General features: G+C 56.9%; 20 protein-coding genes, 1 tRNA gene and 1 pseudogene. 9 read left to right on the plus strand and 13 right to left on the minus strand.

What is annotated here, in order from left to right; genetic code table 11:
• Window positions 1–133 precede the first annotated feature (133 nt).
• The 8 genes from crgA to C5L39_RS10900 form a co-directional block, all read right to left on the minus strand.
• Window positions 134–403: a cell division protein CrgA gene (gene crgA / locus C5L39_RS09785; protein WP_123048724.1), complete on the minus strand. Its 270-nt coding sequence runs from the start codon at window positions 401–403 to the stop codon at window positions 134–136.
• A gap of 84 nt (window positions 404–487) precedes the next feature.
• Window positions 488–2458: a Stk1 family PASTA domain-containing Ser/Thr kinase gene (pknB, locus tag C5L39_RS09790; protein ID WP_123048725.1), complete on the minus strand. Its 1971-nt coding sequence runs from the start codon at window positions 2456–2458 to the stop codon at window positions 488–490.
• Window positions 2455–3960 (minus strand): serine/threonine-protein kinase, encoded by a 1506-nt coding sequence (locus tag C5L39_RS09795; protein WP_123048726.1) that lies wholly within the window; start codon window positions 3958–3960, stop codon window positions 2455–2457. The genes pknB and C5L39_RS09795 overlap by 4 nt, the downstream gene beginning before the upstream one ends.
• The gene (locus C5L39_RS09800; RefSeq protein WP_123048727.1) at window positions 3960–5414 is read right to left on the minus strand and encodes a penicillin-binding transpeptidase domain-containing protein; all 1455 of its coding nucleotides are present in this window, start codon (window positions 5412–5414) and stop codon (window positions 3960–3962) included. Before C5L39_RS09800 ends, C5L39_RS09795 begins: the two co-directional genes overlap by 1 nt.
• On the minus strand, window positions 5415–6794 hold the full coding sequence (locus C5L39_RS09805) for an FtsW/RodA/SpoVE family cell cycle protein (RefSeq protein WP_123048728.1): 1380 nt from the start codon (window positions 6792–6794) through the stop codon (window positions 5415–5417). It abuts the gene before it with no gap.
• Window positions 6795–8204 carry a PP2C family protein-serine/threonine phosphatase gene (locus C5L39_RS09810; RefSeq protein WP_123048729.1) on the minus strand — a complete coding sequence of 470 codons (1410 nt, stop codon included), beginning with the start codon at window positions 8202–8204 and terminating at the stop codon, window positions 6795–6797.
• On the minus strand, window positions 8201–8674 hold the full coding sequence (locus tag C5L39_RS09815) for an FHA domain-containing protein FhaB/FipA (protein ID WP_123048730.1): 474 nt from the start codon (window positions 8672–8674) through the stop codon (window positions 8201–8203). Before C5L39_RS09815 ends, C5L39_RS09810 begins: the two co-directional genes overlap by 4 nt.
• Before the next feature lie 21 nt (window positions 8675–8695).
• The gene (locus C5L39_RS10900) at window positions 8696–9502 is read right to left on the minus strand and encodes an FHA domain-containing protein (protein ID WP_123048731.1); all 807 of its coding nucleotides are present in this window, start codon (window positions 9500–9502) and stop codon (window positions 8696–8698) included.
• A gap of 264 nt (window positions 9503–9766) precedes the next feature.
• Between C5L39_RS10900 and C5L39_RS09825 the strand changes: the two genes are divergently transcribed.
• Window positions 9767–9849 (plus strand) — tRNA-Leu (locus C5L39_RS09825).
• 370 nt (window positions 9850–10219) lie between these two features.
• Here C5L39_RS09825 and C5L39_RS09830 read toward each other — a convergent pair.
• Window positions 10220–10834, minus strand: a complete 615-nt coding sequence (locus C5L39_RS09830) for a M23 family metallopeptidase (protein ID WP_123048732.1) — start codon at window positions 10832–10834, stop codon at window positions 10220–10222.
• Window positions 10835–11162: 328 nt separating this feature from the next.
• Here C5L39_RS09830 and C5L39_RS09835 point away from each other — a divergent pair, with 328 nt between their 5' ends.
• Both C5L39_RS09835 and C5L39_RS09840 read left to right on the plus strand, forming a co-directional pair.
• On the plus strand, window positions 11163–11471 hold the full coding sequence (locus C5L39_RS09835) for a CHY zinc finger protein (protein ID WP_123048847.1): 309 nt from the start codon (window positions 11163–11165) through the stop codon (window positions 11469–11471).
• 66 nt (window positions 11472–11537) lie between these two features.
• Window positions 11538–12185, plus strand: coding sequence for a lipocalin family protein (locus C5L39_RS09840; protein ID WP_123048733.1), 648 nt, complete (start codon window positions 11538–11540; stop codon window positions 12183–12185).
• A gap of 258 nt (window positions 12186–12443) precedes the next feature.
• On the opposite strand, the gene C5L39_RS09845 is transcribed toward C5L39_RS09840, so the two are convergent.
• Window positions 12444–13772 (minus strand): M20/M25/M40 family metallo-hydrolase, encoded by a 1329-nt coding sequence (locus C5L39_RS09845; protein WP_123048734.1) that lies wholly within the window; start codon window positions 13770–13772, stop codon window positions 12444–12446.
• A gap of 169 nt (window positions 13773–13941) precedes the next feature.
• Here C5L39_RS09845 and C5L39_RS09850 point away from each other — a divergent pair, with 169 nt between their 5' ends.
• Window positions 13942–14196, plus strand: a complete 255-nt coding sequence (locus C5L39_RS09850; RefSeq protein WP_123048735.1) for an Rv0909 family putative TA system antitoxin — start codon at window positions 13942–13944, stop codon at window positions 14194–14196.
• A 27-nt stretch (window positions 14197–14223) separates the two neighbouring features.
• Here C5L39_RS09850 and C5L39_RS09855 read toward each other — a convergent pair whose 3' ends face one another.
• Window positions 14224–15654, minus strand: coding sequence for a succinic semialdehyde dehydrogenase (locus tag C5L39_RS09855; RefSeq protein WP_123048736.1), 1431 nt, complete (start codon window positions 15652–15654; stop codon window positions 14224–14226).
• A 12-nt stretch (window positions 15655–15666) separates the two neighbouring features.
• Here C5L39_RS09855 and C5L39_RS09860 point away from each other — a divergent pair, with 12 nt between their 5' ends.
• Both C5L39_RS09860 and C5L39_RS09865 read left to right on the plus strand, forming a co-directional pair.
• Window positions 15667–16410, plus strand: coding sequence for an SDR family oxidoreductase (locus C5L39_RS09860; protein WP_123048848.1), 744 nt, complete (start codon window positions 15667–15669; stop codon window positions 16408–16410).
• Window positions 16411–16439: 29 nt separating this feature from the next.
• A pseudogene (locus tag C5L39_RS09865) lies at window positions 16440–17169 on the plus strand (Sir2 family NAD-dependent protein deacetylase).
• On the opposite strand, the gene C5L39_RS09870 reads toward C5L39_RS09865, so the two are convergent.
• Entirely contained in the window at window positions 17166–17633 is a 468-nt protein-coding gene (locus C5L39_RS09870; RefSeq protein WP_123048737.1) for a helix-turn-helix domain-containing protein, read from the minus strand. The pseudogene C5L39_RS09865 and the gene C5L39_RS09870 overlap by 4 nt on opposite strands.
• Before the next feature lie 65 nt (window positions 17634–17698).
• On the opposite strand from C5L39_RS09870, the gene C5L39_RS09875 reads away from it, so the two are divergent.
• The 3 genes from C5L39_RS09875 (at window position 17699) to amn (ending at window position 20861) form a co-directional block, all read left to right on the plus strand.
• The gene (locus C5L39_RS09875) at window positions 17699–18211 is read left to right on the plus strand and encodes a ferritin (RefSeq protein ID WP_123048738.1); all 513 of its coding nucleotides are present in this window, start codon (window positions 17699–17701) and stop codon (window positions 18209–18211) included.
• Window positions 18212–18443: 232 nt separating this feature from the next.
• Window positions 18444–19112, plus strand: a complete 669-nt coding sequence (locus tag C5L39_RS09880) for a biliverdin-producing heme oxygenase (RefSeq protein ID WP_123048739.1) — start codon at window positions 18444–18446, stop codon at window positions 19110–19112.
• A 321-nt stretch (window positions 19113–19433) separates the two neighbouring features.
• Window positions 19434–20861 carry an AMP nucleosidase gene (amn, locus tag C5L39_RS09885; protein WP_123048740.1) on the plus strand — a complete coding sequence of 476 codons (1428 nt, stop codon included), beginning with the start codon at window positions 19434–19436 and terminating at the stop codon, window positions 20859–20861.
• A 102-nt stretch (window positions 20862–20963) separates the two neighbouring features.
• On the opposite strand, the gene C5L39_RS09890 is transcribed toward amn, so the two are convergent.
• Complete coding sequence (locus C5L39_RS09890; RefSeq protein WP_123048741.1) at window positions 20964–22817, minus strand: CotH kinase family protein; 1854 nt, start codon at window positions 22815–22817, stop codon at window positions 20964–20966.
• Window positions 22818–22837 lie beyond the last annotated feature (20 nt).

Here is a 22837-nt window from a genome sequence, read left to right on the forward strand (position 1 = left end):
TAATTGCGGTGCGACTAACCACCCAGGAACAGTAGGACAGCTCGGTCAACCGCATCCAAGTGGAAACCTAGAAAAACCAAAGCCCCAGACCAAGAAGGTCCGGGGCTTAATTCATATAAGTGAGAGAGAGCGGCTAGCGCCAACCCATGGTCATCAGCAGACCAAGGACGAACAGTCCGAAACCGATGCCATAGTTCCAAGCACCCAGCTCCACCATGAAGGGGATATGTGTGCCAGCCAGGTAGTTGACTACGAGCCAGATCAGACCGGCCAGCATGAGACCGAACATGATGGCCTTGTACCAGACCGGAGTACCTCCAGTGTTGATCTTTACTGGGGTGCGGTTAGCCGAGGACGTGCTCGACTGCGGGATGGAGCTTTTGGTGATCTTCGCCTTGGGCATATCAGGCCTTTCGTGTCAGTGGCGTTAAGGGTACCAGCCGACGGTGGTCCCCTAGATTTCTTTCGGTGAGCTAGCTGTTTCCTATCATGCGCCTGGGATTAGGGCACCGACATTGAATTCATAAAGAAGAATCGTAATGGTGGCGTCCTTGCGGATGGCTCCATCTGCGGCAGGCTCGCTGGCTGCGATGAGATCCTGGTCGATCAGAGCACCAGTAGGGACGGTCTCACCTTCGATCAATTGAGCAGCTGATCCCTGCCATCCAGACTCTTGGAGCATAGTTAATGCCTCATCGCGCTCGAGACGAGTGATATCTGGCATGGAGATCAGCATTCCATTGGATACTTCGATGGAAATCACTGTACCCGGGGAGACGTTAGTACCTTCGTTGGTCATGCTCAGTACTTGTCCCTCTGGTTCGAGAGAATCAATGGTAGTGACCTGTGCGGAAAGACCGATTGACGCCAAAGTAGCTTCGGCCTGAACCAGCTGCATACCGATTAATGACGGTACTCGGACTAACTCTGGACCAGTGGAAACCGTAATCGATACTGAGGATCCCTTGGACAGCTGGGAACCGGCGGCCGGTGACTGCGCGATAATACGTCCGATCTCGACCGCTTCCGAGTTGGCCTCGTCGACTTGCTGTTCAAGTTCTAAACCAGCAGCTTCGAGGGCATCTGCAGCCTCTTGGGGAGTCATATTGGTGATATCGGGGACATCGGTAATCTCTCGTCCGGAAGACACCGTGACGGTGACATTGGTACCAGGTTGTAGCTGGGAACCGGCGGTCGGATTGGTACGAATGACTTGGCCGCGCGCGACATCGGGATTGGGTTCTTCGTTGATATCTACCAGTAAGCCCAGCCCCTCGAGCTCTGTGACCGCTTCTAGACGCTGCATACCCGTGACATCGGGGACAGTAACCATCGATTCGGTGGAAACTCCATTGTTGCGATCGCCTACAAAATCCCACAGGAAGGCAGATCCAATACCTAGAGCTAACAGTGCCAACAGCCCAGCAACCCAGACCATCCACCGGTTACTACGACGCTTGTCGTCAGGGGCGATTTCTTGCGGTGCGGCAGGGACTACTGGAACAGCGGTGCTGGTATTTGCAGCAGCTAACAGGGTAGGAGATACCGCGGCAGGTCCTGCTATTTCGGTCGGTACCTCGGCGGAAATATGGTGCCTGGCAGCCTCGGTGACCGCATTGCGTGCCAGGCGTTGGAGGTCTTCGCCCATCTCAGCGGCGTTTTGGTATCGATCGGCAGGGTGCTTGGCCATCGCGGTCAACACCACGGCGTCGACGTTGACGGCGGCGGTGGGGGACAGCGGCTCGTCGAGAAGCTCGGAAGGAGGCGTCGGATTTTCCTGGACATGCTGGTAAGCCACAGCGAAAGGCGACTCGCCCTCGAAGGGCGGCCGGCCGGTGATCGCCTCGTAGAGGACACAACCCAGTGCGTATACGTCGGAACGGGCATCGGCAGGTTTGCCACGTGCTTGCTCAGGCGAGAGATATTGGGCCGTTCCGATGACCGCGGAGGTTTGGGTCATCGCGGATGTCGAGTCATCGAGGGCGCGAGCGATGCCAAAGTCCATCACCTTGACCGCACCCGTGTTGGTGATCATGATGTTGGCTGGCTTGATATCGCGGTGGATGATGCCAGCGTCATGACTGGCCTGCAAAGCTTGGGAGACGGGGAGCAGCACTTCCGCGGCTCGCGCCGGTGACATGGAGCCGTTCTCGCGAATAATCTCGCGAATAGTACGACCGTGAACCCGCTCCATGACGATATAGGGAACGTTGATGCTATCGATGATGGTCTCACCGGTGTCATAAACAGCGACGATCGCAGGATGGTTAAGACGACCGGAATTCTGCGCTTCACGGCGGAAACGCTCGCGGAAGTTGACGTCGCGAGCGAGCTCGACGCGCATGATCTTCACCGCGACACCACGCCCGAGCAGAGTATCTTCGGCCGCGTAGACATCGGACATCCCGCCAGTGCCGATGACCTCAGCCAATGTGTAGCGATCCCCAATTAAGGTCATCCGTCTACTCCATTGTCGAGGTAATCCGGAGAGGCGAGTACGCCCTCGTTCGTCTGCGGAGCACTGATAGGACCTTCGCTTTGGGCATCGTCGCCCGTGGCTTCATCATCAGTGTCATCGGAGTCTTCCGGTGCTGCGGTCGCAGTGGTTTCGACTGGCGTGGCGGGAGCTGTCGGACTGGTTACCTCCGGGGCAGTCGTAGTCGGAGTAGTAACCGTGGGCACGGTGGGTGTCGGAGTGATCCGCGCGGTGGTAGTCGGCGGCGCTGGCTCAGGTGTTGAGTTTTCTCGAGTGGGCGTCGGGGTAACCCATTCAGTGACAATCTCCGGCTCAACGGTGGTCTCTGGGGTGGAGGTTTCCACGCCGCCGGTGTCACCTTCGAATAACCCGGACCTTGACGCCAAGTACATGCCTCCGCCCAAGAGGCCAGCAATGACAACTGCCATGAGCACTCCCGTGATGAAGCCGCTGTTTGAGCTGCGCTTGTTTTTTCGAGGAGCCTGGACGGCAGCGGATGCTGCTACTGCGGCTCCGGCCGCTGCCGGGTGAACGGTAGTCGGGTGAGCGACCGCACCGAGCATCCGAGTGGATTCAGTGGGGGAGGGCTCTGGAGCCAGCTGCGTCATGGCTGCGGAGGCAGGCTGAGGCGGCCGATTACCCAAGCGCACAGCAGAAACTGCCAAGGCCATTTCATTGCCGTTGGCGAAACGCTGGGTAGGCTCCTTGCGCAGCGCAATGCCAATGAGCTCGCGAGCAGTAGCGCTGGTCTGAGTCGACAAGGGTGGTGGAGCATTGCCGATGTGGGCCAAAGCCACTGAGACTGAAGAATCGCCAGTGAAGGGACGCTGGCCGGCAAGCATTTCGTAGCCGACGACACCAAGCGAATAGATATCGGATGCTGCGGTGACCTCTTTGCCCTGGGCCTGTTCCGGGGAGACATATTGTGCAGTGCCAACAACCATGCCGGTGCGAGTCAACGGGACGGCTGCAGCGGCCTTAGCAATACCGAAATCGGTGATTTTGACTTGGCCGTTTTGAGTGACCATCAGATTGCCGGGCTTGATGTCCCGGTGCACCAGATTCATTCGGTGGATGATCGAAAGCCCATGTGCGGCTTGTTCGAGTACATCCAGTGCCAAGGACTCCGGCAACTGCTTTTCGCGGCTGAGCAGATCCGCTAGAGATTCGCCTCGAATGTACTCCATGGCAATGAAACAGAAAGTGTGACCAGCCGGATCGGGAATTTCGCGGTAATCGTAGGTGCGAACGACATTGTCAGAGTCGAGGAGTTTGGCGGTGCTGGCTTCGTTGCGGAAACGATCGAGAAACTCGCGGTTATCTGAAAACTCTGGGCGAAGGACCTTGATAGCCACCTCGCGATCGTTGACCACATCATCAGCTAGCCACACGGTGGACATGCCGCCGTGGCCAATGATCCACTGAAGCCGATAGTCCTCACCGATGAGTTTTTGGAGCCGTTCTCGGCCCTCATTGTCGTTCATTATGAACCTTCCTGGGCAGCCAGGGCAGCCTGGATAACAGCGCGGCCAATAGGAGAGGCCACCTGTCCACCGGTTGCGCTCGTGCCGTATCCGCCACCATTTTTGACGACAACTGCGACTGCCACGTCAGCATCTTCGCTCGGGGCGAAGGCTACGTACCAAGTGTGCGGAGCAGAGCTTTCATCACCATGCTCGGCGGTACCAGTCTTGGAAGCGTAACCCGTCCCGCTGCCGCCAGTGGTGTTGCTCTCGGAGGCGAGCATGAGTTGGGTCAGTTCTTCTGCAATGTCAGAGCTTATAGCTTGGGTGACCTCGTTGGGATCAGTGCTGCGTAATTCATCAAGGTTGCTGCCGGTAATCCGGTCGACGAGGTAGGGCTCCATGCGCAGCCCGTCATTAGCGACGGTCCCGGCCATCACCGCAGCCTGGAGTGCAGACATCGTGACATCGCGCTGACCAATAGAGGTTTGGCCTAGCGCCGCATCATCGGGAATATCGCCGAGAGAGCCGGCAGACATAGGCACGCCTAGGTCATAGGTCTCTCCGACACCGAAGGCATCGGCGGCACTACTTAAGGAATCTGCGCCGACATCAATACCCATCTGCACGAAAGCGGTATTACAGGAGTTGGCGAACGCAGTCTCTAAGGAGACTTCAGTAGATCCGGCACATTGCTGGTTACCGTAGTTAGTCAGCGTGGTGTTGGTGTTAGGCAGCGTGATCGAAGAAGCACCAGTGAGCTGAGAACTAGAGCTATAGCCGTTTTCTAACCCAGCGGCGGTGGTGATGATCTTAAAGATCGAGCCGGGGGGAAGAGTCTCTTGGCTGGCGTGGTTGGTCAGCGGGTTGCCTGGGTCGCTGTTGATTTCAGCCCAAGCATCGTTGGCAGTGGTGGGATCCACGATTGAGTTCGGATCAAAGCTGGGCGAGGAAGCCATAGCCAGAACTTCGCCAGTCGAAGGCTGCAAAGCAACAACTGCACCCTCGTAGCCATTGTCGCTGAGCTGCTGCTGGGCAACCTTCTGGACAGTGGGATCCAAGGTGAGTTCGAGGTTGGCACCTGTGGATTCTTGGCCAGTGATGGTATCCATCCAACGAGTTCCAAAGAGTGAATCATCGGTGCCGTTGAGGATGGAGTTATAAGAGGATTCTAGTCCCGCGGCTCCGAACTGATCAGAGAGATAACCCACGACTGGAGCGAAAGCGGTGGGGTTATCGGAAGGATAGGAGCGATTATAAAAACCCTCCTCATCCGCAGTGCTAGAGGCCAGCACGACCCCTCCTGCGGAAATCTGGCCTCGAGGGATTGACTTCATCTCGAGGAACCCACGCTGATTCAGCGCGTTGTTGGCGTATTCGTCCTGACGGAACCCCTGAATGATGGTGAGATTGATCATCAGAATGAGGGTTAACAGCAGGGCAAACACAGCGACGAGTCTGATAGGGCGGTTCATCTAGCGGTTCACCTCGCTCTGATTAAAAGTGGGGAAATATCCGGTTTCTGCGCCTTGGCGATTCGGATTCCCAGTGCTGAGTCCGGCATCGGTCTCAGCCGGCCGGCGAGCGGAGTCGGAGATTCTTAGCAATATTGCGATCAGGATGTAGTTGGCCATCAGTGAGGATCCGCCCGCGGACATGAACGGAGTGGTCAGTCCGGTCATCGGCATCAGTGCGCTGACACCTGCGGTGACGACGAAAATCTGAATGGCGATAGTTAACGAGAGTCCTGCGGCGACGAGCTTCCCATAGGAGTCACGCACCAACAAAGCGGTACGGAATCCTCGGGAGACCAGCAGTGCAAACAACACGAGGACTGCTCCCAGACCAATGAGTCCGAGTTCTTCACCGATCGCGGTAAGGATGAAATCGGAGTGCGCAACTGGCACAATTTCAGGATTTCCCTGACCTAGGCCGGTGCCAACGATTCCGCCCCAGGACATACCGAATAGGGCTTGGGAGAGCTGATAGCCGGTGGAATCGTAATTAGCTATCGGATCTTGGAAGTTGGAGACGCGTTCCTGGATTTTGGCCGAGACTTGGTAGATGGCGTAGCCGCCAATGCCTACCAAGGTGACGCCAATCAAAAGCCAGGAGGTTCGGTTGGTGGCCAAATACATCATGCCGAGCACGGTGGAAAACAGCAGCAGGGCAGGGCCGAAGTCATTGGAGGCTGCCATGATGAGGATGGCGATGGCCCAGACTGCCAAGATGGGTGCCAGGTCGCGCAGTCGTGGGAATTCGATTCCTAAGAAACGGTAGCCAGCGACATTAAAAAGTGCGCGTTTATTGACCAATAGCTGTGCGAAAAACAGCAGCAGCAGGATCTTAGAGAACTCACCCGGCTGGATAGAAAATGGCCCAATGGTGATCCAAATACGAGCGTCGGCGTTGATCTGAGTCGGCCAGACCAACGGCAAGGCCAAGAACACTAGGCCAACGAGCCCGAGCAAATAAGAATAGCGAGACAACGATTTATGGTCTCGGAGCAAAGTGAGCACACCGATCATGAGCCCGATTCCCAGCAGCGTCCACATCACTTGTCGGCTGGCCATCGACGTCCCATTGGCGATGTCGAGGCGGTAAATCATCACCAGTCCTAGGCCGTTGAGGACAGAGACCACCGGCAGAATGATCTGATCAGCATGCGGGGCCAAGATCACCAAGGCAACGTGTGCAGTGGAAAAGATCAAGATGAAGCCACCAATGAGCCACAGCATATCGGTGGTGAGAGCGTTGCCCTGGCTGAGCTCTAGGTTCGCTAGTGTCACTGTGAGCAGCACCGCAGCCAGAATCAGCAGGTTGAGCTCAGTTCGGCGAGCGGAAAGAAAAGACACTTAGTTCACCTCCCGGCAGTTGATACCCGGGCGGGAGAGGTCGCCGGAATCAGCATTGCCCTCGGCCTCGGGCTGGGTGTCCCGATCAATACAGACCGGCAGAGCTTGATCTGCCAAGCGGCGCAGCTGACCTGTGACCTCGTCATAAGAGCCGCTGGCGAGTCCATCAACTGACGTGCGTGTGGACTCAGGGAGATCTTCGAGGGTGAAAGCGGAACAATCATCGGCGCTGCCGACATCGACCAGGCGTAGCGCACCAGCCTCGTTAAGGCAGGCCTCTTGATATGGCGAGTGCAAATCTTTACCGAATACGGAGTACTCAATTCCCTGTTCGATCAAGAGTTGATCGTTGCTACCGGTGGCCACAAAATAGGTTCGATCCACGACCGACCAAGTCCACCAGCCAGCTACCACGAGTCCAATGAGCAGCAGTAGCCCGGCGATTAATGCCGAGAGACGAAACCTACCTCCTCGACCACCGACAGCGCCGGATTGGCTCGGGGTAGCTTCACCCATCGCTTGGGGTTGGGTTTGTACTCCTCCGTCTGGAGAGATGTTCTTGGGCTGCCGGCTCAATAGTGCAGCCCTACCTGCGGAGGTATCGGGATGAGAGTCTTCTTCGATCTCACCCAACAAGGCACCTGCGGTGGCGGGGATGACAGAGATGGCGGACAAAGCGGCGTCGTCAAGCAAGGAGGCATCGACGATATCGGCGATGACCACGGTGACATTGTCGGGTCCTCCGGAGCGCAGCGCTAGCTCAATGAGACGGTGCGCGGCCTCCTCTGGAGTGCCTTCAGCGAGGGTGGTCTCGATGGTGGAGGCAGTCACTGGGTCAGACAGCCCGTCCGAGCAAAGCAGAATACGGTCACCTGGGAGCGCTTCAAGCACGCTGAGCGTGGGCTCAACCGGGCGGCCCGTATAGGCCTTGAGGATCAATGATTTCTGTGGGTGGGAGGAGACATCCTCCGGGTCGAGCTTGCCTTCGTCGACAAGAGATTGAACGAAGGTGTCATCGATAGTGATCTGGGTGAGCTTGCCATCGCGCATTCGATAGCCGCGAGAGTCACCGACATGGATCATGCCGAATTCCCGACCATTGAACATCATGGCAGTCAGCGTCGTGCCCATGCCATCGGTTTCCGGCTTTTCGCGTACTACCTCGGCGATCTGTCGGTTGGCATCCTCAGCGACATTCCCGATCAAGGCGAGCATGTCGTTGTCTGCCGGGTCGGTATCTAGCCGCTCGAGGTGGGTAATCATGAGCATGCTGGCGACTTCACCAGCGGCATGTCCGCCCATGCCATCGGCCAACGCCAGCAGGTTGGGCCCCGCGTAGGCAGAGTCCTCGTTGTTGCTGCGCACTAGGCCGCGGTCAGAGTAAACGGTGTAATTGAGACGAAGCGTCACGGAATCAACCTCACTGTCGTTCGGCCGACTTTAATATCGGTGCCCACTCCGACTCGTTCAGGCTGATCGATTCGGTAGCCGCCGACGAAGGTGCCATTGCGGGAATCGAGGTCTTCGACAAACCAATCCGAACCGCGTCGGAACAACCTCGCGTGCCGGCCAGAGGAGTAGTCATCGCCCAGTTGGAAATCACACTCTGGACTACGGCCGAGTACGGCTTCCTCTAATGCAGCGACCTCCATATGGGAGCCTTTCAGTGGCCCATCGATGACGGTTAGCTGGCGCGCTGCTTCTCGACGTCCCGGTATCACCGCTGCTGACCGTAGCTGCGGGGCTGGGGTCATCGTGCTGCTGGTGACCCCAGCGGCGAGTTGAACGTCTTTGCGCATTGCCCGTAGTGCCATGAGTACAAAAAACCACAGCAGCGCTAACAGGCCGATACGGAAAACGAGCATCACAATCGAATCCACGGCTACCTCCTTTGTGGTTATCTAATGGCGGTTCGGGTCCACAATGCGGACCTCAATATGAGAGTGGCCAACCGTAATAACGTCTCCGTCTGCCAGAAGCCAGTTGTCTACCGGCATGTCATTGACGGTGGTTCCGTTGGTCGACTCCAAGTCGACTAACACTGCGTCATGTCCATCCCAAGTGATCTCCGCATGTTGTCGGGAGACACCTGTGTCGGGCAGCCGCAGATCGGCGTCATTGCTTCGGCCGATAATATTCGAGCCTTCCTTGATAAGGAAGGTACGGGAGGAGCCATCCTGCAGCAGTAGGCTGACCACCGGCTGCTTGGGGATCTGTGAGATTTCGGTGGGCGCGTCAATATCGTTCATGATCTCCTCCTGATGGGGATCCTCTGAGCTGGCAATGTCTGCGCTGCTGATTGCATCGAAGCCGCTGACATCAGTCGGAGTGCCGTCCGCATAGGACGACACCCGCAGCTGGCCGGTTCGCAGCCCCGATTCTTCAGCGATTCGGACGACCACAGGGCCGGAGAGTTGCCAACCATGATTACGGCAGTATCGCGACATCTGGTCAGCGAAACCGGCTGGAAGGTTTTGGTTCGCCTGCGACAGGGACTCTAGGTCCTTGGAGGAAACCCCCACCACATAAACATTTGGCGCGCCGGGGATACCTCCGCCGAGATTTGCGAGGTTATCCTCGGCTTCTTGCTTGAGCAGCTCTTCGATCTCGGCAGGTACTACTCGGCCACCGAAAACGAAGGCAAAACCGTTGTCGAGACCGCGCTGTAGAGCACTATCGAGCCTGGCGAAACGTGCCATCAGGGACATGTGCGCGGTCTCCTTTCACCTCAGATGGATTACTTAAGTAGCGCGAGGAGTAGTCCCCACGCGCACGACATGCACCAGTATAGGGGGCAACACCACCTGAAACCCATACCTAAGTAATCAGGGGGCGCGGCGAGAAAGTCCTGGGAAGGCTCTGGAAATTGCCCTTGAACTGGCGATTTGTTAATCGTATGGGCATTGATGTTAACTTAATGAAGTCGCACAGCGGACCGTGGTTTATTCTGCGGAAAGTTGGAACCAACACCCGCCCGGGTGGCGGAATGGCAGACGCGCTGGCTTCAGGTGCCAGTGTCCGCAAGGGCGTGGGGGTTCAAGTCCCCCCCCGGGCACAAAGAGCAGTTCTTGAACTGCAACAGCCGGAGATCACAAACTCGAAAGAGGGTGTGAGCTCCGGTTTTTCTTGTTTCCTGCACTGTTGTCTGAATGTGAAGCCAGTGCTGAGAGCAGCCGTATTTACAGGTCCTGGTGCGGCTCCCCCGTGGGGAAATCAGAAAGGCTGCAACCTCCGGGAGTTTTGAGTTTTGTGTATTGGATAATTCGCTAGAAATTATGGTTAGTGCCGCGACTTTTTTGCTTGATGTGGAGCTCAGGGTTAACGGTGAAGCAGCAAAACAAGGGAAAGCCCCGCAGGTCAGTGACTCCAGCTTCCATAACAATAGGAAGGGCCACTGACCGGCGGGGCTGAGAAGTGATGAGCTCCTAGATATAAATGCCGTGGTTGGCGAACCACGAGACCGGATCCACAGCGCCATCGCCGGTGGGGTGAATCTCGAAGTGCAGGTGGGAGCCGGTGGAAAAGCCTCGGCTGCCCATGCCCGCGATAGTCTGACCTGCGCTGACGCGCTCGCCAACGTTGACATTGAGGGTCTCCATGTGGCCGTAGACCGACATGGAGCCGTCATCATGCTTGATGCGGATCCACTGGCCGAAGCCTGAGGCTGGGCCGGAGTTGATGACGGTGCCATCCATGACGGCCAGGATCGGGGTGCCAATGGCGTTAGCGATGTCGATGCCATTGTGCATGGTTCCCCAGCGCATGCCATAGCCAGAGGTGAAGGTTCCTTGGGCTGGCTTAACGACGCCCCCGTTGAGCTGGGCAGGCAGTGCTTGGACCTGGCTGGCTACGGTGTTCACGATTTGCTCGGCTGTTACTGAAGAACCTGCCGGAAGTGTCTGCGCCGCGGCGGAGCCGATGCCGGCTGAGCTGACTGCCCCAGCTGTGAGCGTTGCCAGGATGAGTCGGCGGCGAGCCGCGGAAGTGCGGGACTGCTTGCGGTGGCGCCCGGCGGGCAGTCGTCGTTCCTGGAGGTGCATCCGTTCCCCTTTAGTGGTGTTCATGAGCAAGACCTGACCCAATCTGTTTTACTGCTCTGTGATCTTGCCGTTATCAATTTGTGACCACAGTAGCGGCCGCGTGCGCTCGTGTCCAACTATTGCCTTCACCTGCAATTAACGCTGCATTCCTGGTGTGGGGATTGAGTTCGAGGCAGTTATTGCGTACCGAATGGGAGACGAATGGTTATTCGCACAGCACATAGGGGTCCAAGGCGGAAGAAGTGATGACTAACTGCAGCTCGAATAACCGCTAGCCTGTTATCTCGGGCTGAAATGGCCATATGAGGTGGTCATCTACTGTGTGAGCATGTTGATTAACGGTCTCGAGGTAGACGGCCAGGGGCGATGCATTCACTACCGCAGCGAGTTCGATGTAGTGGCCAACAAGTGTCAAAGCTGCGGCCTCTACTGGGCGTGTCATGCCTGCCATGAGGAACTAGCGGGACATCCCTTTGGGCGGATGGATGTGCGGGCAGCTGATTCTGTTCTCTGCGGGGAGTGTGGCTACCTCATGGGTTTCGAGGCCTATTCCCAAATATCGAGCTGCCCAAGTTGCAGTCACCCGTTCAATCCTGGGTGTTCAATTCACAAATCGGTATATTTTAAGGTGAATTAGCTCTATCTAATTTTGCAGATGGAATGTAAAATTAGCCCACACACTCCCGATTGGAAGGTTCATCCCATGCGTCGAATCCTGACCGCTCTGACCACTGTGACCTTGGCTGCCGCGTTGACCGTGCCAGTTGCTGGGGCTCAAGACATCTTCAACGGGGGTCGTCTCGGTGGCGGTTCCAGCCAGGTGCTGGAAGGTGTTTCATCTAGCCAAGGCAATCCATTGCCTGAAATCGATGGCGCAGTTGATTTGAACAAATATCAGGGCACTTGGTACCAGGTAGCTGCAGTTCCGCAGCCTTTCACCCTGCAGTGCGCCTATGACACTCGGGCTGAATACGGCGTCATCGACGAGACCACAATCTCGGTTCTCAACTCTTGTGGAACTCTTTTCGGCCAGGACTCCGTTATCTCAGGAACCGCGACTGCAGTTTCGGATGCTTCCCTGCGGGTGTCCTTCTCTGACATTCCTTTCCAGAATGCTGATGGTCCAGCCAACTACCGGGTGACTTACTTGAATGACGATTACACCTTGGCAATTGTCGGAGACCCGGATCGCCAATCGGGCTTCGTGCTTTCTCGTTCTCAGGATCTTTCAGATCAGCAGTGGTCTGATATTCGCGCCACCGTGGAATCGCGTGGCTGGTGGTCTTGTTCTTTCTTGACCGTGCCCATGACTGAAGGACGCGACGACGTTGCGCCTTTGTGTGCCCTCTGAGGTTGATCGCTAGAACTCGAAGCTGATCTAGGCCAAGGCATGGGGGATGCCTCGGCCTAGATTTTTTGGGGCTTGTTTTATTCGAAGAGCTCTGTGCTTTTTTAGCAGCTAGAAGGCTGCGGAATCTACTAAAAGCGGCGAGCGCAAGTCTCCGGTGAGCAATTAATCTGGTGGGAGTTAGCTTGCCACTATTGGCTAAGACCGCTTGTCAGTCTTCATCGTCTGGAGATCAAAATCTCCACCACTCATTGGTGGTTTTTAAACCCCCAGGAACCTTCTAGCCAGCGAACGATAGGCATTGAGGGTGAGATCCAGATCTTCCAATTCGATGTACTCATCGTGTGAGTGCAAAAGTGCGAAGACATCTCCCATGGTGCGTTCTCGAGCGTGGAGTGCGAAACCATAACCCACCCCGTCGAGACGACGAGCAAAACGTAGGTCAGAACCACCGGCTGCGACGGTGGGAATCACCGGTACACCGGGGAAGAACTCGTCGAAGGTATCCACCATGGCGCGATAGAGCGGACCGTCGGTGGGGGAGACCGAGGCAGGCTCGCTGATGAGGCGTTCGATCTGGACGAGATCGGCTAGGTCGCCGAGGGCGTCGATAAGAATCTCGTCTACCTCTTCCTGGGTAGTGCCAGGCAGTGGGCGGATATCCAGATCGAGCGTTGCCGAGGAAGGCAGGACATTGATGGCGCTGCCGGAGTTCAGAATCGTCTGGGAGATAGTCAACCGGGAGAGTGCGTGGGCATAGCGGGAGAGCTCCCCGAAATGCTCAAATGCGGAGTTATCGCTGCCGTTGAGGAGCGCATGTTCGATTGCCGGGGAGAAGTGGAAGGCCCGCACGAAGCCACGCCACAGGGGATCCTGGCTGACGGGGAGATCGATCAAGGAGATGCGCCGTACGACCTCGGCAATTGTTGCCACTGCAGATACTCGACCATAAGGATTCGAGGCATGGCCAGCATCGCCTGTCACCGTGAGCCGCCGCTGTGCAGAGCCCTTTTCACCCACCACGACGACAAGAGCATCGGAGCCATCGGCGACCGGCAAATGCGATCCGCCAGTCTCGGAGAGACAGTTACGCCAGGAGAACGCATCCGGGTGTTGCTCAGAAAGCCATTTCGCACCCAATCCACCGCGGGCCTCCTCATCGGCCACGCCCACAAAGTAGAGCGTGCCAGTCGGTGGTCCAGCAAGAGCAACATCGCGGGCTACCGCAGCCATGCTGGCAGTAATAAACAGCATGTCCATTGAGCCACGGCCGTAGAGGCGGCCGTCGATAATCTCTGCCCCGAAGGGGTCAGTTTCCCAGCGAGAATGATCAACCGGGACGACATCGGTGTGGCCCAATAGTGTCAATGGCTCAGCTTCTGGATCGGTGCCAGCAACGGTGACAACAATGCTCACCCGCCCGGGGGCTGATTCATAGCGATCAATGCAGATGCCAGGTACTCCGTCGAAGAATCGCTCCAGACTATCGGCGTTGCGCACCTCCTGACCGGAAGCCGGGGTCATGTCGTTGACGCAAGCGTTGCGGATCAGTTCACGCAACAGGGCGAGGGTGTCGTCGTAGAGGGCCATACCTCTAAGGTAGCCAGCTAGGTGCTTCATGGGGAGGTCTAGGGGCGTCACACCGTGGAGTGAGAGATTTCGGTACCACTGGAGATGACGATTTAGTGCAAACGCCTGTATTTTTGGAAAGTGCAGGCGTCTTGTACGCGACACTAATTCAGCGAGAGGATCTCCCTACATGGGTTTCATGGACAGCGCTAAAGACAAAGCCGCCGAGTTTCTCGGCAATGAGCAAAATACTGATCAGGTGTTGGACAAAGCAGAGCAGCTAGCGACTGACAAGCTGGGCGAAGATAAGGCCGAGCACATCCGCACCGCACGCGAAGCCATCGATGAGCGCATCGGTGAGACTTCCTCAGCCGATTCAGCACACGGTGCGGATGAGTCCAACGGATTTGACGATAATCCGGAAGACGAACCACTGACCCGCTAGTTCTTTCCTAGCGCGGTTGTTGGCGGTTTAGCGCAGAATCCGCTTGCTCCACTTCAACGCGGTGCTCACCGCCTGTGCATAGGACTGCTTTGACACGCCGTGTGGTCCGCTAAGCGGGACCCAACGCTGGACGGCGATAGTGCGCGATTCGGTGTATTTGAGCAGGCCATCATCTGCGTGTCGACGCCCGACGCCGGAGTCTTTCCACCCGCCCATCGGGGCATCGATGGAGGCCCACGTCGCGGCGAAACCCTCGTTGATATTGACTGTTCCGCATTCCAATTGGGAGGCAATTTTTCGGGCGGTGAGTACTTTTCCCCACACCGAAGCATTGAGCCCATAAGCGGATGCGTTGGCTCGTTGCACCGCAATGTCGTGGCTGCTTACCGTCTCTACGGTGACGACTGGACCGAATACCTCATTGGCATAGAGTTCTGCGTCGGTGGGCACATCAACGAGCACGGTCGGAGCGTAAAAGGTCGGACCCAGCTCTGGGAGCGGATGTCCACCAGTCAGAGCGCGGGCGCCGTGATTGAGGGCGTCGTCGACCAGCGCGGAGACTCGCTCAAGGTGCTCCTGAGAAATTAGGCAGCCGACATCGAGGGTCCAATCATGGCCGGGGCCAATGCGCAAAGATTGCGTCAGCTCCCGGAAACGTGTGGTGAATGCTTCAGCGATATCCTCGTGGACAAAGATCCGTTCAATGGAGATACACAGCTGCCCAGTGTTAGAAAAGCAGGCATTCACCGCGCCTCGAGCAGCAGTCTCGACATCGGCGTCGGCGCACACAATCATGGGATTTTTTCCGCCGAGTTCTGCGGAGAAGCCAATCAACCGTTCCCCGGCCTGAGCTGCCAATATTCGGCCGGTAGCACTAGATCCGGTGAACATGAGGTAATCACATTCGGCCACGATGGCCTGGCCGACGCTCTCGCCTGGGCCCGGGGTGATCTGCATGAGTTCTGGCGGAAGACCAGCCAATTTCAGCAGCTCTAAGGCCCGCAATGCGGTCCGAGTGGTTTTCTCATCTGGTTTGAGTACTACGGCATTGCCGGCTAGCAACGCTGGAATGGCATCAGACATGGCCATGGTCAGTGGGTAGTTCCACGGGGCGATAATTCCGACTACTCCCTTGGGCGAGCGCTCCACGACGGTGCTGGTCATCAATGGCAGGGCACCCTTTGCCTTGGATGTGCGTAGCAGCCGGGCAGCTCGGTAACCGTAATGGCGGGCCGTGATGGCTGCGTCCATGATCTCGTCGAAGGCGCTAGAGCGAGATTTTCCAGTCTCATCTTGAATGAGATCGAGCAGCTCGACTTGATGATCGAGCACCAGATCATGAAAAGCGAGCATAATCTCCCGGCGAGCTGAGACCGGAGTGCGCTCCCATTCTGACTGAGCGTGACGTGCGCGGAGAAAGGCAGTGTGGACCTCGGCGGTGGTGGCAGTAACAGACATAAGATCAACGTTATGCCATCTATCTTTATCTCGGGAGCGGCCACCGGTATCGGCCGTGCCGTCGCCGAAAGATTCCTTGCTGAGGGCTGGACCGTCGGCGCCTATGATATTGCCCCGGTGACCTGGAGTTCTCAGGTTGTTTCCGGGCATCTTGATGTCACAAATGCAGACTCTTGGGCCGCCGCCCTGGCTGACTTCTCTGAGCACACCGGCGGGTCTATCGATGTCGTAGACAACAACGCTGGGGTCATTGCAGCTGGCCGGTTAGCGCAACAAACCCCCACAGAGCTACAGAACATCATCGAGGTCAATTGCCTGGGAGTGACCCTGGGTGCCCACGCTGCCCATCAATATCTCTGCGGCGGTGGCCAGTTGGTCAACATGGCCAGTGCCTCTGCGATCTACGGCCAGCCTGAGATCGCTGCCTATTCTGCCTCCAAGTTTTATGTCGCTGGTTTAACTGAGGCTTTGGACTTGGAATGGCGCGGGGACGGCATCCGCGTGGTTGATATCTGGCCGCTCTGGGCGAAGACTTCTTTGGCAGAAGTAGAGGCAGGCTCGGTGCGCAAGCTCGGGGTCAAGATCACTCCCGAACAGGTCGCTGATGTGGTGTGGATGGCGGTTCATCCGCGCGGACGCTGGGCCCGGGGCAAACTCCACTATGGCGTCTCCAAGCTGGATAAAGCACTATATTTTGGCAGGTCAATCTCGCCGGATCGAGTCTCGCGCCTGCTCACCCGAGTGCTGACTGGCTAAATATTCTGACGCGACTATCACCGCCAGCAATGGCTAGGGTTGTGGATGTGGACAGACCGCTTTTCGACGCCGATTTCAATGACCCCGCCATCAACGACTCGCATCGTTCCGCGCTGCGTTCGATCGCCCGGGTGGTCGAGGAGACCACGATTCCTACTCCACCGGAGCAGGCCCTAGAACTGATTTCAGCACAACTCAAAACTGGTTCAGTGCTCGTGCTGACAGGTGCAGGAGTGTCTACGGATTCTGGGATTCCTGATTATCGGGGCCCACTCGGATCATTGAACAGACATCGCCCGATGACCTATCAGGAGTTTAGCCATGACCCAGCGGCAGCCAAGCGCTACTGGGCTCGGAGTTTTGTTGGTTGGCGGCAGATGGATAGTGCTCGCCCCAACCGCACTCATTTCGCCATCGTGGAATTGGAACGGGCGGGCTATCTTAGCGGGATAGTTACCCAGAATGTCGATGGGCTCCACCGCTCTGCGGGTGCGCAAAATATTGTGCATCTCCATGGTGATTTAGCGACGGTGATCTGCCTGGATTGTCATGCTCGCGAAGTCGACATCAGTGCTGGTCGCGGGATCATCTTTAGCAGTGATGAGTGGCTACCGTCTCGTATTGGAGGGCCTGCGTCAGGGCAAACCGGTAGCCGTAGTCAACGGCGGGCCTGGGCGCGCCGATGGGAGAGTTGACCCGCTGTGGCGCACTGAACTCGCCCCAGCGTTTGACGCGCTACTTGATGCTCTAGATATTTAAGCGCTTTGGAGAGCTCGGGCAGCAGTGAGGCCGCTGCTGAAATGGAACACCGGCTCTACGGGTGCAGCGGGGGCTTCGGGAGTCTCTACAACCTCGACTGTTTCTACAACCTCGACTACCTCAGCCTCATCGGCCTGGAGGTCAAAGGTAACGGAGACACCTAGGGCATCAGCTAGGGTGAGAATGCGATCGAGGGCTGGGCCTTTGGTCATGCCGCGTTCGAATTGGCTGACCCAAGAGCGTGAAACGCCGAGCTGCTCGGCGATCTGACCCTGAGACATGCCGGAGTTCACGCGTGCGGTCTTGAGGGTGGCAGCAATGGCGGTGAGCGTGTGGGACATGATGTGGCCTTCCACGGGAGCGAGGTTCTTGGCGGGGACAATCCCCGTATGATTTCGAAAGGCTAGAGCGCATCCCAGATCAATAGGGTGAGCAAAACACGCCTTAGCGGGAAATTTACTCATAGGTTGGCCTTCGTTCACCCAATACGTTCATGACACCGGTCACAAGTGCGCCTAACATGGCGGTTATGAACATGGACCCGCGCCTCCAAGAGGCCCTAAATGACCAAGTCACCGCCGAGTACACAGCTTCACTGATCTACAGTCAGATTTCCTATGATCTCAGCAAGATGAGTTTTTCCGGCATGAGTGCATGGATGTCTGCTCAGGCCGATGAAGAGCGCCTGCATGCTGGGAAGTTCTCGGATCATCTCCTAGCCCGGAATACCAGCGTCAAGCTCAGCAGCATCACTCTGCCTGATCTGGAGATCACGTCCGCACTGGAGGCTTTTACTATCGCCTACGCGCATGAGAAGAAGGTCTCGGAGATGATTCGTAACCTCGCCCGCGTTGCCGATGATGTTCGTGATTTCGACAGCCGGACCTTGATCAACTGGTTCTTGCAGGAGCAGATTGAGGAAGAAGATACCGTTTCTGGCATCGTTGATCAGCTTCGGATGGTCGGTGATGATGGCGCCGGCCAGCTTCGCATTGACGCTCGCTTGGGTGCTGAACGCGGACAGGCGCCGCCTGCTCAGTAGCTATCATGGCCCTGTTGCGGGGCTTGCTGAATATTTTCCATGTCCGAGGAGTGCGGGTGGGGAGGTATTCAGTTTTTCTTTGCCTAATGGCTATGGGGTGTGTCAGTGGGGGGATCCGGAAGGTTGAGCTTCCGAGGTGCCTATGGCATTTATCTCATAAATTAAATAAGGTACACCTAACCAAGGTAAGGGTTGCCTTATTTGCTGACTGTGCGGGAAGAGAAGGATTGCCATGATCGCTGCTTTAGATCGTCCACTGTCGACTGTCCTGCGTGACTGCACGGCTATAGCGCATAGCCACTCGGAAAAGTCCCCGTTCATGTCCTGCTTGACCTCCGGCGCTCTCAATAGTGCAGCGGTCGCCGATTACACGGCTCAATTGTGGTTTATCTATGTAGTCCTAGAGGATGGAGTTAGAGAGCATTCAGCTGGTTCGCGGCTGGGGGTGTTCGCTGACTCTAGGTTGGAGCGAGTTCAAGCCCTTGAGCAGGATTTATTAGGGCTCATCGGCCCTCGTTGGCGAGACTGCGTCCTGCCGGGCCGGGGCACTCTTGCCTATGTCGCACACTTGCGTCGGCTAGCTGAGGTGGGAGATGAGACAGGACTGATTGCTCATCATTATGTTCGATATCTGGGAGATCTGAGCGGTGGCCAGGTCCTGGCCCGAGTACTGCGCGAGCGTTATCGGATCGGGCCGGATGGGCTGAACTTTTATGATTTCAGTCGGATTGGTTCAAGGGAGTGTTATCGCAGCGACTATCGGTGTCGTCTTGATCTGCTCGAGTTAGATGAAGTTGATCTGTCCTGGTTGGTCTCCTCGGCGAATGAGGCCTTTGAATTTACGCGTGGCGTTTTAGGCGATCTTGCCGAGCGGCATTGCGTCTTTAGCAATCGGATATGAAAAAAAGTGAACTAATTTCACGAGATCCCTTTCAATTTAGGTAAGGCTTGCCTAAGGTGGACGTAGTGCGTGGGGCATCACGCACAACCTTCCCGGCCACCCGGCCGAGACCCACACCGACACCGATATTTCGGGAGGCCGATCAGGACGAACTCCGACACTCTTTCTGAACTGACTGGCGATGACCCGGGGCACACTCCAGCCCCGGGTTTTTGCGTGTCAGAGTACACATTAAGGTGCCGTAGACGTGCCTGTTCAAGCGGTCTGCCCAGCACTATCTGTCAGTGGCCACTAGCCTGAGCCGGAGGAGGAACAATCACCGTGACTGACACCAAACTCACCCGAGTTACCGATATCGATGAAGCTCTAGAAGCCATCGTTGGAATTTATGAACGCTCCGCTGAGCTGGCGCGCAAGATCTTCGAGGAAGGCAATTACACCGACTATCGGTATGTGGTCTACCCACAGATCGTCGTGGATGTGAAACAGTGGCGGCCGATTGACCGCTCCGAGCCTTTTGGCTACGTCAACGAGGCTGGTCGCTACACCGCCACCTTGTCTAAACCTCACTTGCTTCGTGACTATCTTCATGCCCAATTGACTCGCCTGACCGACAATTATCCCTGCGAGGTCTACGTCGGTCCTTCCGCTGAGCTGATTCCGCCGGAGTACATCCGCGGGATCGTGGGGATTTCTGAGGCCCGGCGCGCCGGGGACGGCGATGGGATCATTCCGCGACCGACCCTTGACCATGTGCACGATGGCATCGTCGATGGCGATTGGGAAGCTTTTCACGGCACTTCGAAGCCGCTATTTCACTTCGGTCCGCAGCGTTTCGACATCGCTTGTGCCCGCATCGAGCACTACACCGGTATTCAAGTCGACTCGGTCCAGCGGTTCATTCTGTTTACCAATTACGCCATGCACACCTCCGAGTTCGTCAGTTTTGGGCTGTCCCAGCTCACCGACCCTGACTCCCGTTACACGCTGTTGGTTTTGCCATCTGGGCGCCGCATCACCAGGCAGCAGGCCGAGCATCTCGACGTCGCTGAGCTTGATCTTGGTTCCAATTACCAAATGCCCCGCTACGACCTGTGCACCCAAGAGGGCGATGGCATCACGATGATCAACATTGGTGTCGGGCCCTCAAATGCCAAGACCATCACCGATTGTCTTGCGGTCTTACGCCCCGAGGCATGGATCATGATCGGGCACTGCGCGGGTCTTGACGGTCGAATGCGGATGGGCGATCTCATCCTTGGCAATGCCTATCAGCGTCAAGACCATATCCTCAACGAGCGTATTACCCGAGAGATTCCGATCCCCGCGGTGCCAGAGATCCAGCGGGCACTCGAGGCCGCGGTGAAAGAGATCTACGGTGACGATAATTCGCTTATGCGTACCGGCACGGTCTTATCCACTGCCGATCGCAACTGGGAGTGGCAAACCCCACGCGATCTATGGGAGTGGCTACGCGGTTCCACCGCAGCAGCCGTAGACATGGAATCCTGTGCACTGGCAACCAACGGCTATCGCTACCGCATTCCCTATGGCACCTTGTTGTCTGTCTCAGACCTACCGTTGCACGCGGTGCCGAAGCTGCCTGCCCAGGCCCAAGCGTTCTATTCCAATTCCAAGGAAGCCCACGTGATGTGCGCAGTACGAGCCGTAGAAGCTCTAGCGAGCAAACCAAGACGTTTGCATACTCGCAAGCTGCGCCGAACCATCGGCGAGGTGCCATTTAGGTGAGCATCGCATAAGCGATCTGCAGTAAAGACAAGACCAGATAGAGACATCACCCGCCGACCCTATTATCAGGGCCGGCGGGTGATTGTCTGTGCCAGAAAACTGCTATTGCGGCTTGATCCCCTCAAGGTAGGCGGTGCGTTGATCCACCCAATCACCCAGTTCGGTGATGGCAGTATCCACGTCTTCCTGCGGGAGGCCTTCAGTCACCGGGATGGATTCCTCTATCTCACTGAGGAGCTCCGTAGCGGTTCCGGAACCGTACATCTGCTCGTAGAGATCCCAGTAGGTCTGTTCGTAGATCTCGGTGAAGGCATCGGAAGCGAGGAATCGTTCCTTCAGCTCGTGGCCGCTAGTGATTCCTCCCTCTTCTCCTCCTGGTGCCTGCATGCCCTCAGGGCGTTCACCAATTGCGGGTAGTGCTGCGTCCTCAGTATCGGTACCGGTGGTATCACCAGTGGCCAGATCCGGCGGGGTGTTGCCGATTCCGGCTTCTTCCTCAACGCCCATCGGAGGCTGCATGCCTGCCGGGGGAGCCATGACGCCGGCATCGGTGCCGGTGATATCCGAGGTGTCTATTTCTGGAGGGATGGCACCTTCCGGGATGGTGGTCATGTTTTCCGGGAGTACGCCATCGACCTGGGGAGAGACTGCAGTGCCCTCCGTACCAGCGGTGGCTTCGGCAGTACCTCCACGGCCGCCACCTCCTCCGCCTCCGCCGCCAACGGAGGTGGTTTCCTGGGGGCCTAGATCGGTAGAACCATTCATGGCCGAGTTCAGGTCCCAAGAGACCACGCTGATCAATTCGGTGTCGTAGTCGTACCAGAGGTAGTAGTTCTGGCCCGGTCCGGACATATCATCCCCGTTGACCAAAAGGTTCTGGGTGGCGACATATTCAGCGAAGCTCTCGACGTCGACATAATCGGCTAGTTCCGCATCAAATTCTTCGTCGGTGGCGGAGTCCATCCAGCTCAGCAGGTTAATGATCGGCTGGAGATCGCCAGTGCCTTCTTCATTGATCTGCTTGAACTGTCCGTCGTAGGCAGTCTGATCTTCGCCTTGGTAGGTGAAGCTACTTTCCGCATCGGCCTTGTAGAGGATGCCGTCGCCGAGCTCGGCCGCGTAGTTCTCGTCCGGATGCTCAAGTAACAACCTGGTGGTCAGTGCACTCGAATTAACTGAGTAGGTGGCATATCCGAAGTCCTGGCTGGGCTGATCGGTGGCCTCAGTCAATGACAACGAGAGTGCTTCATTCGCCGAAGGAGTGCCTGGTCGAACCGAGATTTCACTCATGCCCTGATAGACGCGACCCTCGTAGTACTTGTCGAAGCTGATAAGGAAGGGCCAGGTGCTGGGATCATCGAGCTCAATACCTAAATCGTTGCCGGCGGGAGCCCCACCACCACCGCCAGGTCCGCCGCCACCAAATCCTTCAGTAGTGGTGCCGTCAGTGGCAGCTGATTCCGGCAGCTCGCCGGCTTCAGGAGCAGTGACACCTTCCGGGAGGGTGACACCTTCTGGGAGGGTGACGCCTTCTGGGAGGGTCGCACCTTCAGGTAGTTCACCACCAGGTGCCGCACCTCCCGGTGCGCCATCAGAGGTCTGTCCCAGGCTGCTGCGAAGCGTGGAGTTGCCCTTGAGTCGGACGCCAACATCTTCGATGGTCACGCCATCGATGGTGAGAGTGGCGGACTCCCAGGTTTTAGAAGCGTCGGTTTGATAATCGGCGATCATTTCATCAAGGCTTTCCTGGCTGATATCCAGGTAGAACTCGTGGTCGACCGAGTCGTCGAATAGCGCTGGTGTGGCGGTACCGACATCGATGGTGGGGAGATAGCTCTCAGCTGAAGCGGAGGTACTGGAGGAGGTAGAAATATAGGGGACCACCTGGGTGGCTCCAAATACACCACCTACGCCGACGAATACCGCAACCGATCCTACGATCAGACGACGGTTCATCCGCAGGTGCGCTTTACGGT

Source organism: Corynebacterium alimapuense (assembly GCF_003716585.1).
GTDB classification, from domain to species: Bacteria; Actinomycetota; Actinomycetes; order Mycobacteriales; family Mycobacteriaceae; genus Corynebacterium; species Corynebacterium alimapuense.

Bases quoted from the DNA above. Each gene is read 5' to 3' on its own strand.
- C5L39_RS09870 (WP_123048737.1), bottom strand. From the start codon at position 17,633: ATGAGTAAATTTCCCGCTAAGGCGTGTTTTGCTCACCCTATTGATCTG.
- pknB (WP_123048725.1), bottom strand. From the start codon at position 2,458: ATGACCTTAATTGGGGATCGCTACACATTGGCTGAGGTCATCGGCACT.
- C5L39_RS09845 (WP_123048734.1), bottom strand. From the start codon at position 13,772: ATGGCCCTCTACGACGACACCCTCGCCCTGTTGCGTGAACTGATCCGC.
- C5L39_RS09800 (WP_123048727.1), bottom strand. From the start codon at position 5,414: ATGAACCGCCCTATCAGACTCGTCGCTGTGTTTGCCCTGCTGTTAACC.
- C5L39_RS09840 (WP_123048733.1), top strand. From the start codon at position 11,538: ATGCGTCGAATCCTGACCGCTCTGACCACTGTGACCTTGGCTGCCGCG.
- crgA (WP_123048724.1), bottom strand. From the start codon at position 403: ATGCCCAAGGCGAAGATCACCAAAAGCTCCATCCCGCAGTCGAGCACG.
- C5L39_RS09860 (WP_123048848.1), top strand. From the start codon at position 15,667: ATGCCATCTATCTTTATCTCGGGAGCGGCCACCGGTATCGGCCGTGCC.
- C5L39_RS09880 (WP_123048739.1), top strand. From the start codon at position 18,444: ATGATCGCTGCTTTAGATCGTCCACTGTCGACTGTCCTGCGTGACTGC.
- C5L39_RS09830 (WP_123048732.1), bottom strand. From the start codon at position 10,834: ATGCACCTCCAGGAACGACGACTGCCCGCCGGGCGCCACCGCAAGCAG.
- C5L39_RS09855 (WP_123048736.1), bottom strand. From the start codon at position 15,654: ATGTCTGTTACTGCCACCACCGCCGAGGTCCACACTGCCTTTCTCCGC.
- C5L39_RS09795 (WP_123048726.1), bottom strand. From the start codon at position 3,960: ATGAACGACAATGAGGGCCGAGAACGGCTCCAAAAACTCATCGGTGAG.
- C5L39_RS10900 (WP_123048731.1), bottom strand. From the start codon at position 9,502: ATGTCCCTGATGGCACGTTTCGCCAGGCTCGATAGTGCTCTACAGCGC.
- C5L39_RS09850 (WP_123048735.1), top strand. From the start codon at position 13,942: ATGGGTTTCATGGACAGCGCTAAAGACAAAGCCGCCGAGTTTCTCGGC.
- C5L39_RS09890 (WP_123048741.1), bottom strand. From the start codon at position 22,817: ATGAACCGTCGTCTGATCGTAGGATCGGTTGCGGTATTCGTCGGCGTA.
- C5L39_RS09835 (WP_123048847.1), top strand. From the start codon at position 11,163: ATGTTGATTAACGGTCTCGAGGTAGACGGCCAGGGGCGATGCATTCAC.
- C5L39_RS09875 (WP_123048738.1), top strand. From the start codon at position 17,699: ATGAACATGGACCCGCGCCTCCAAGAGGCCCTAAATGACCAAGTCACC.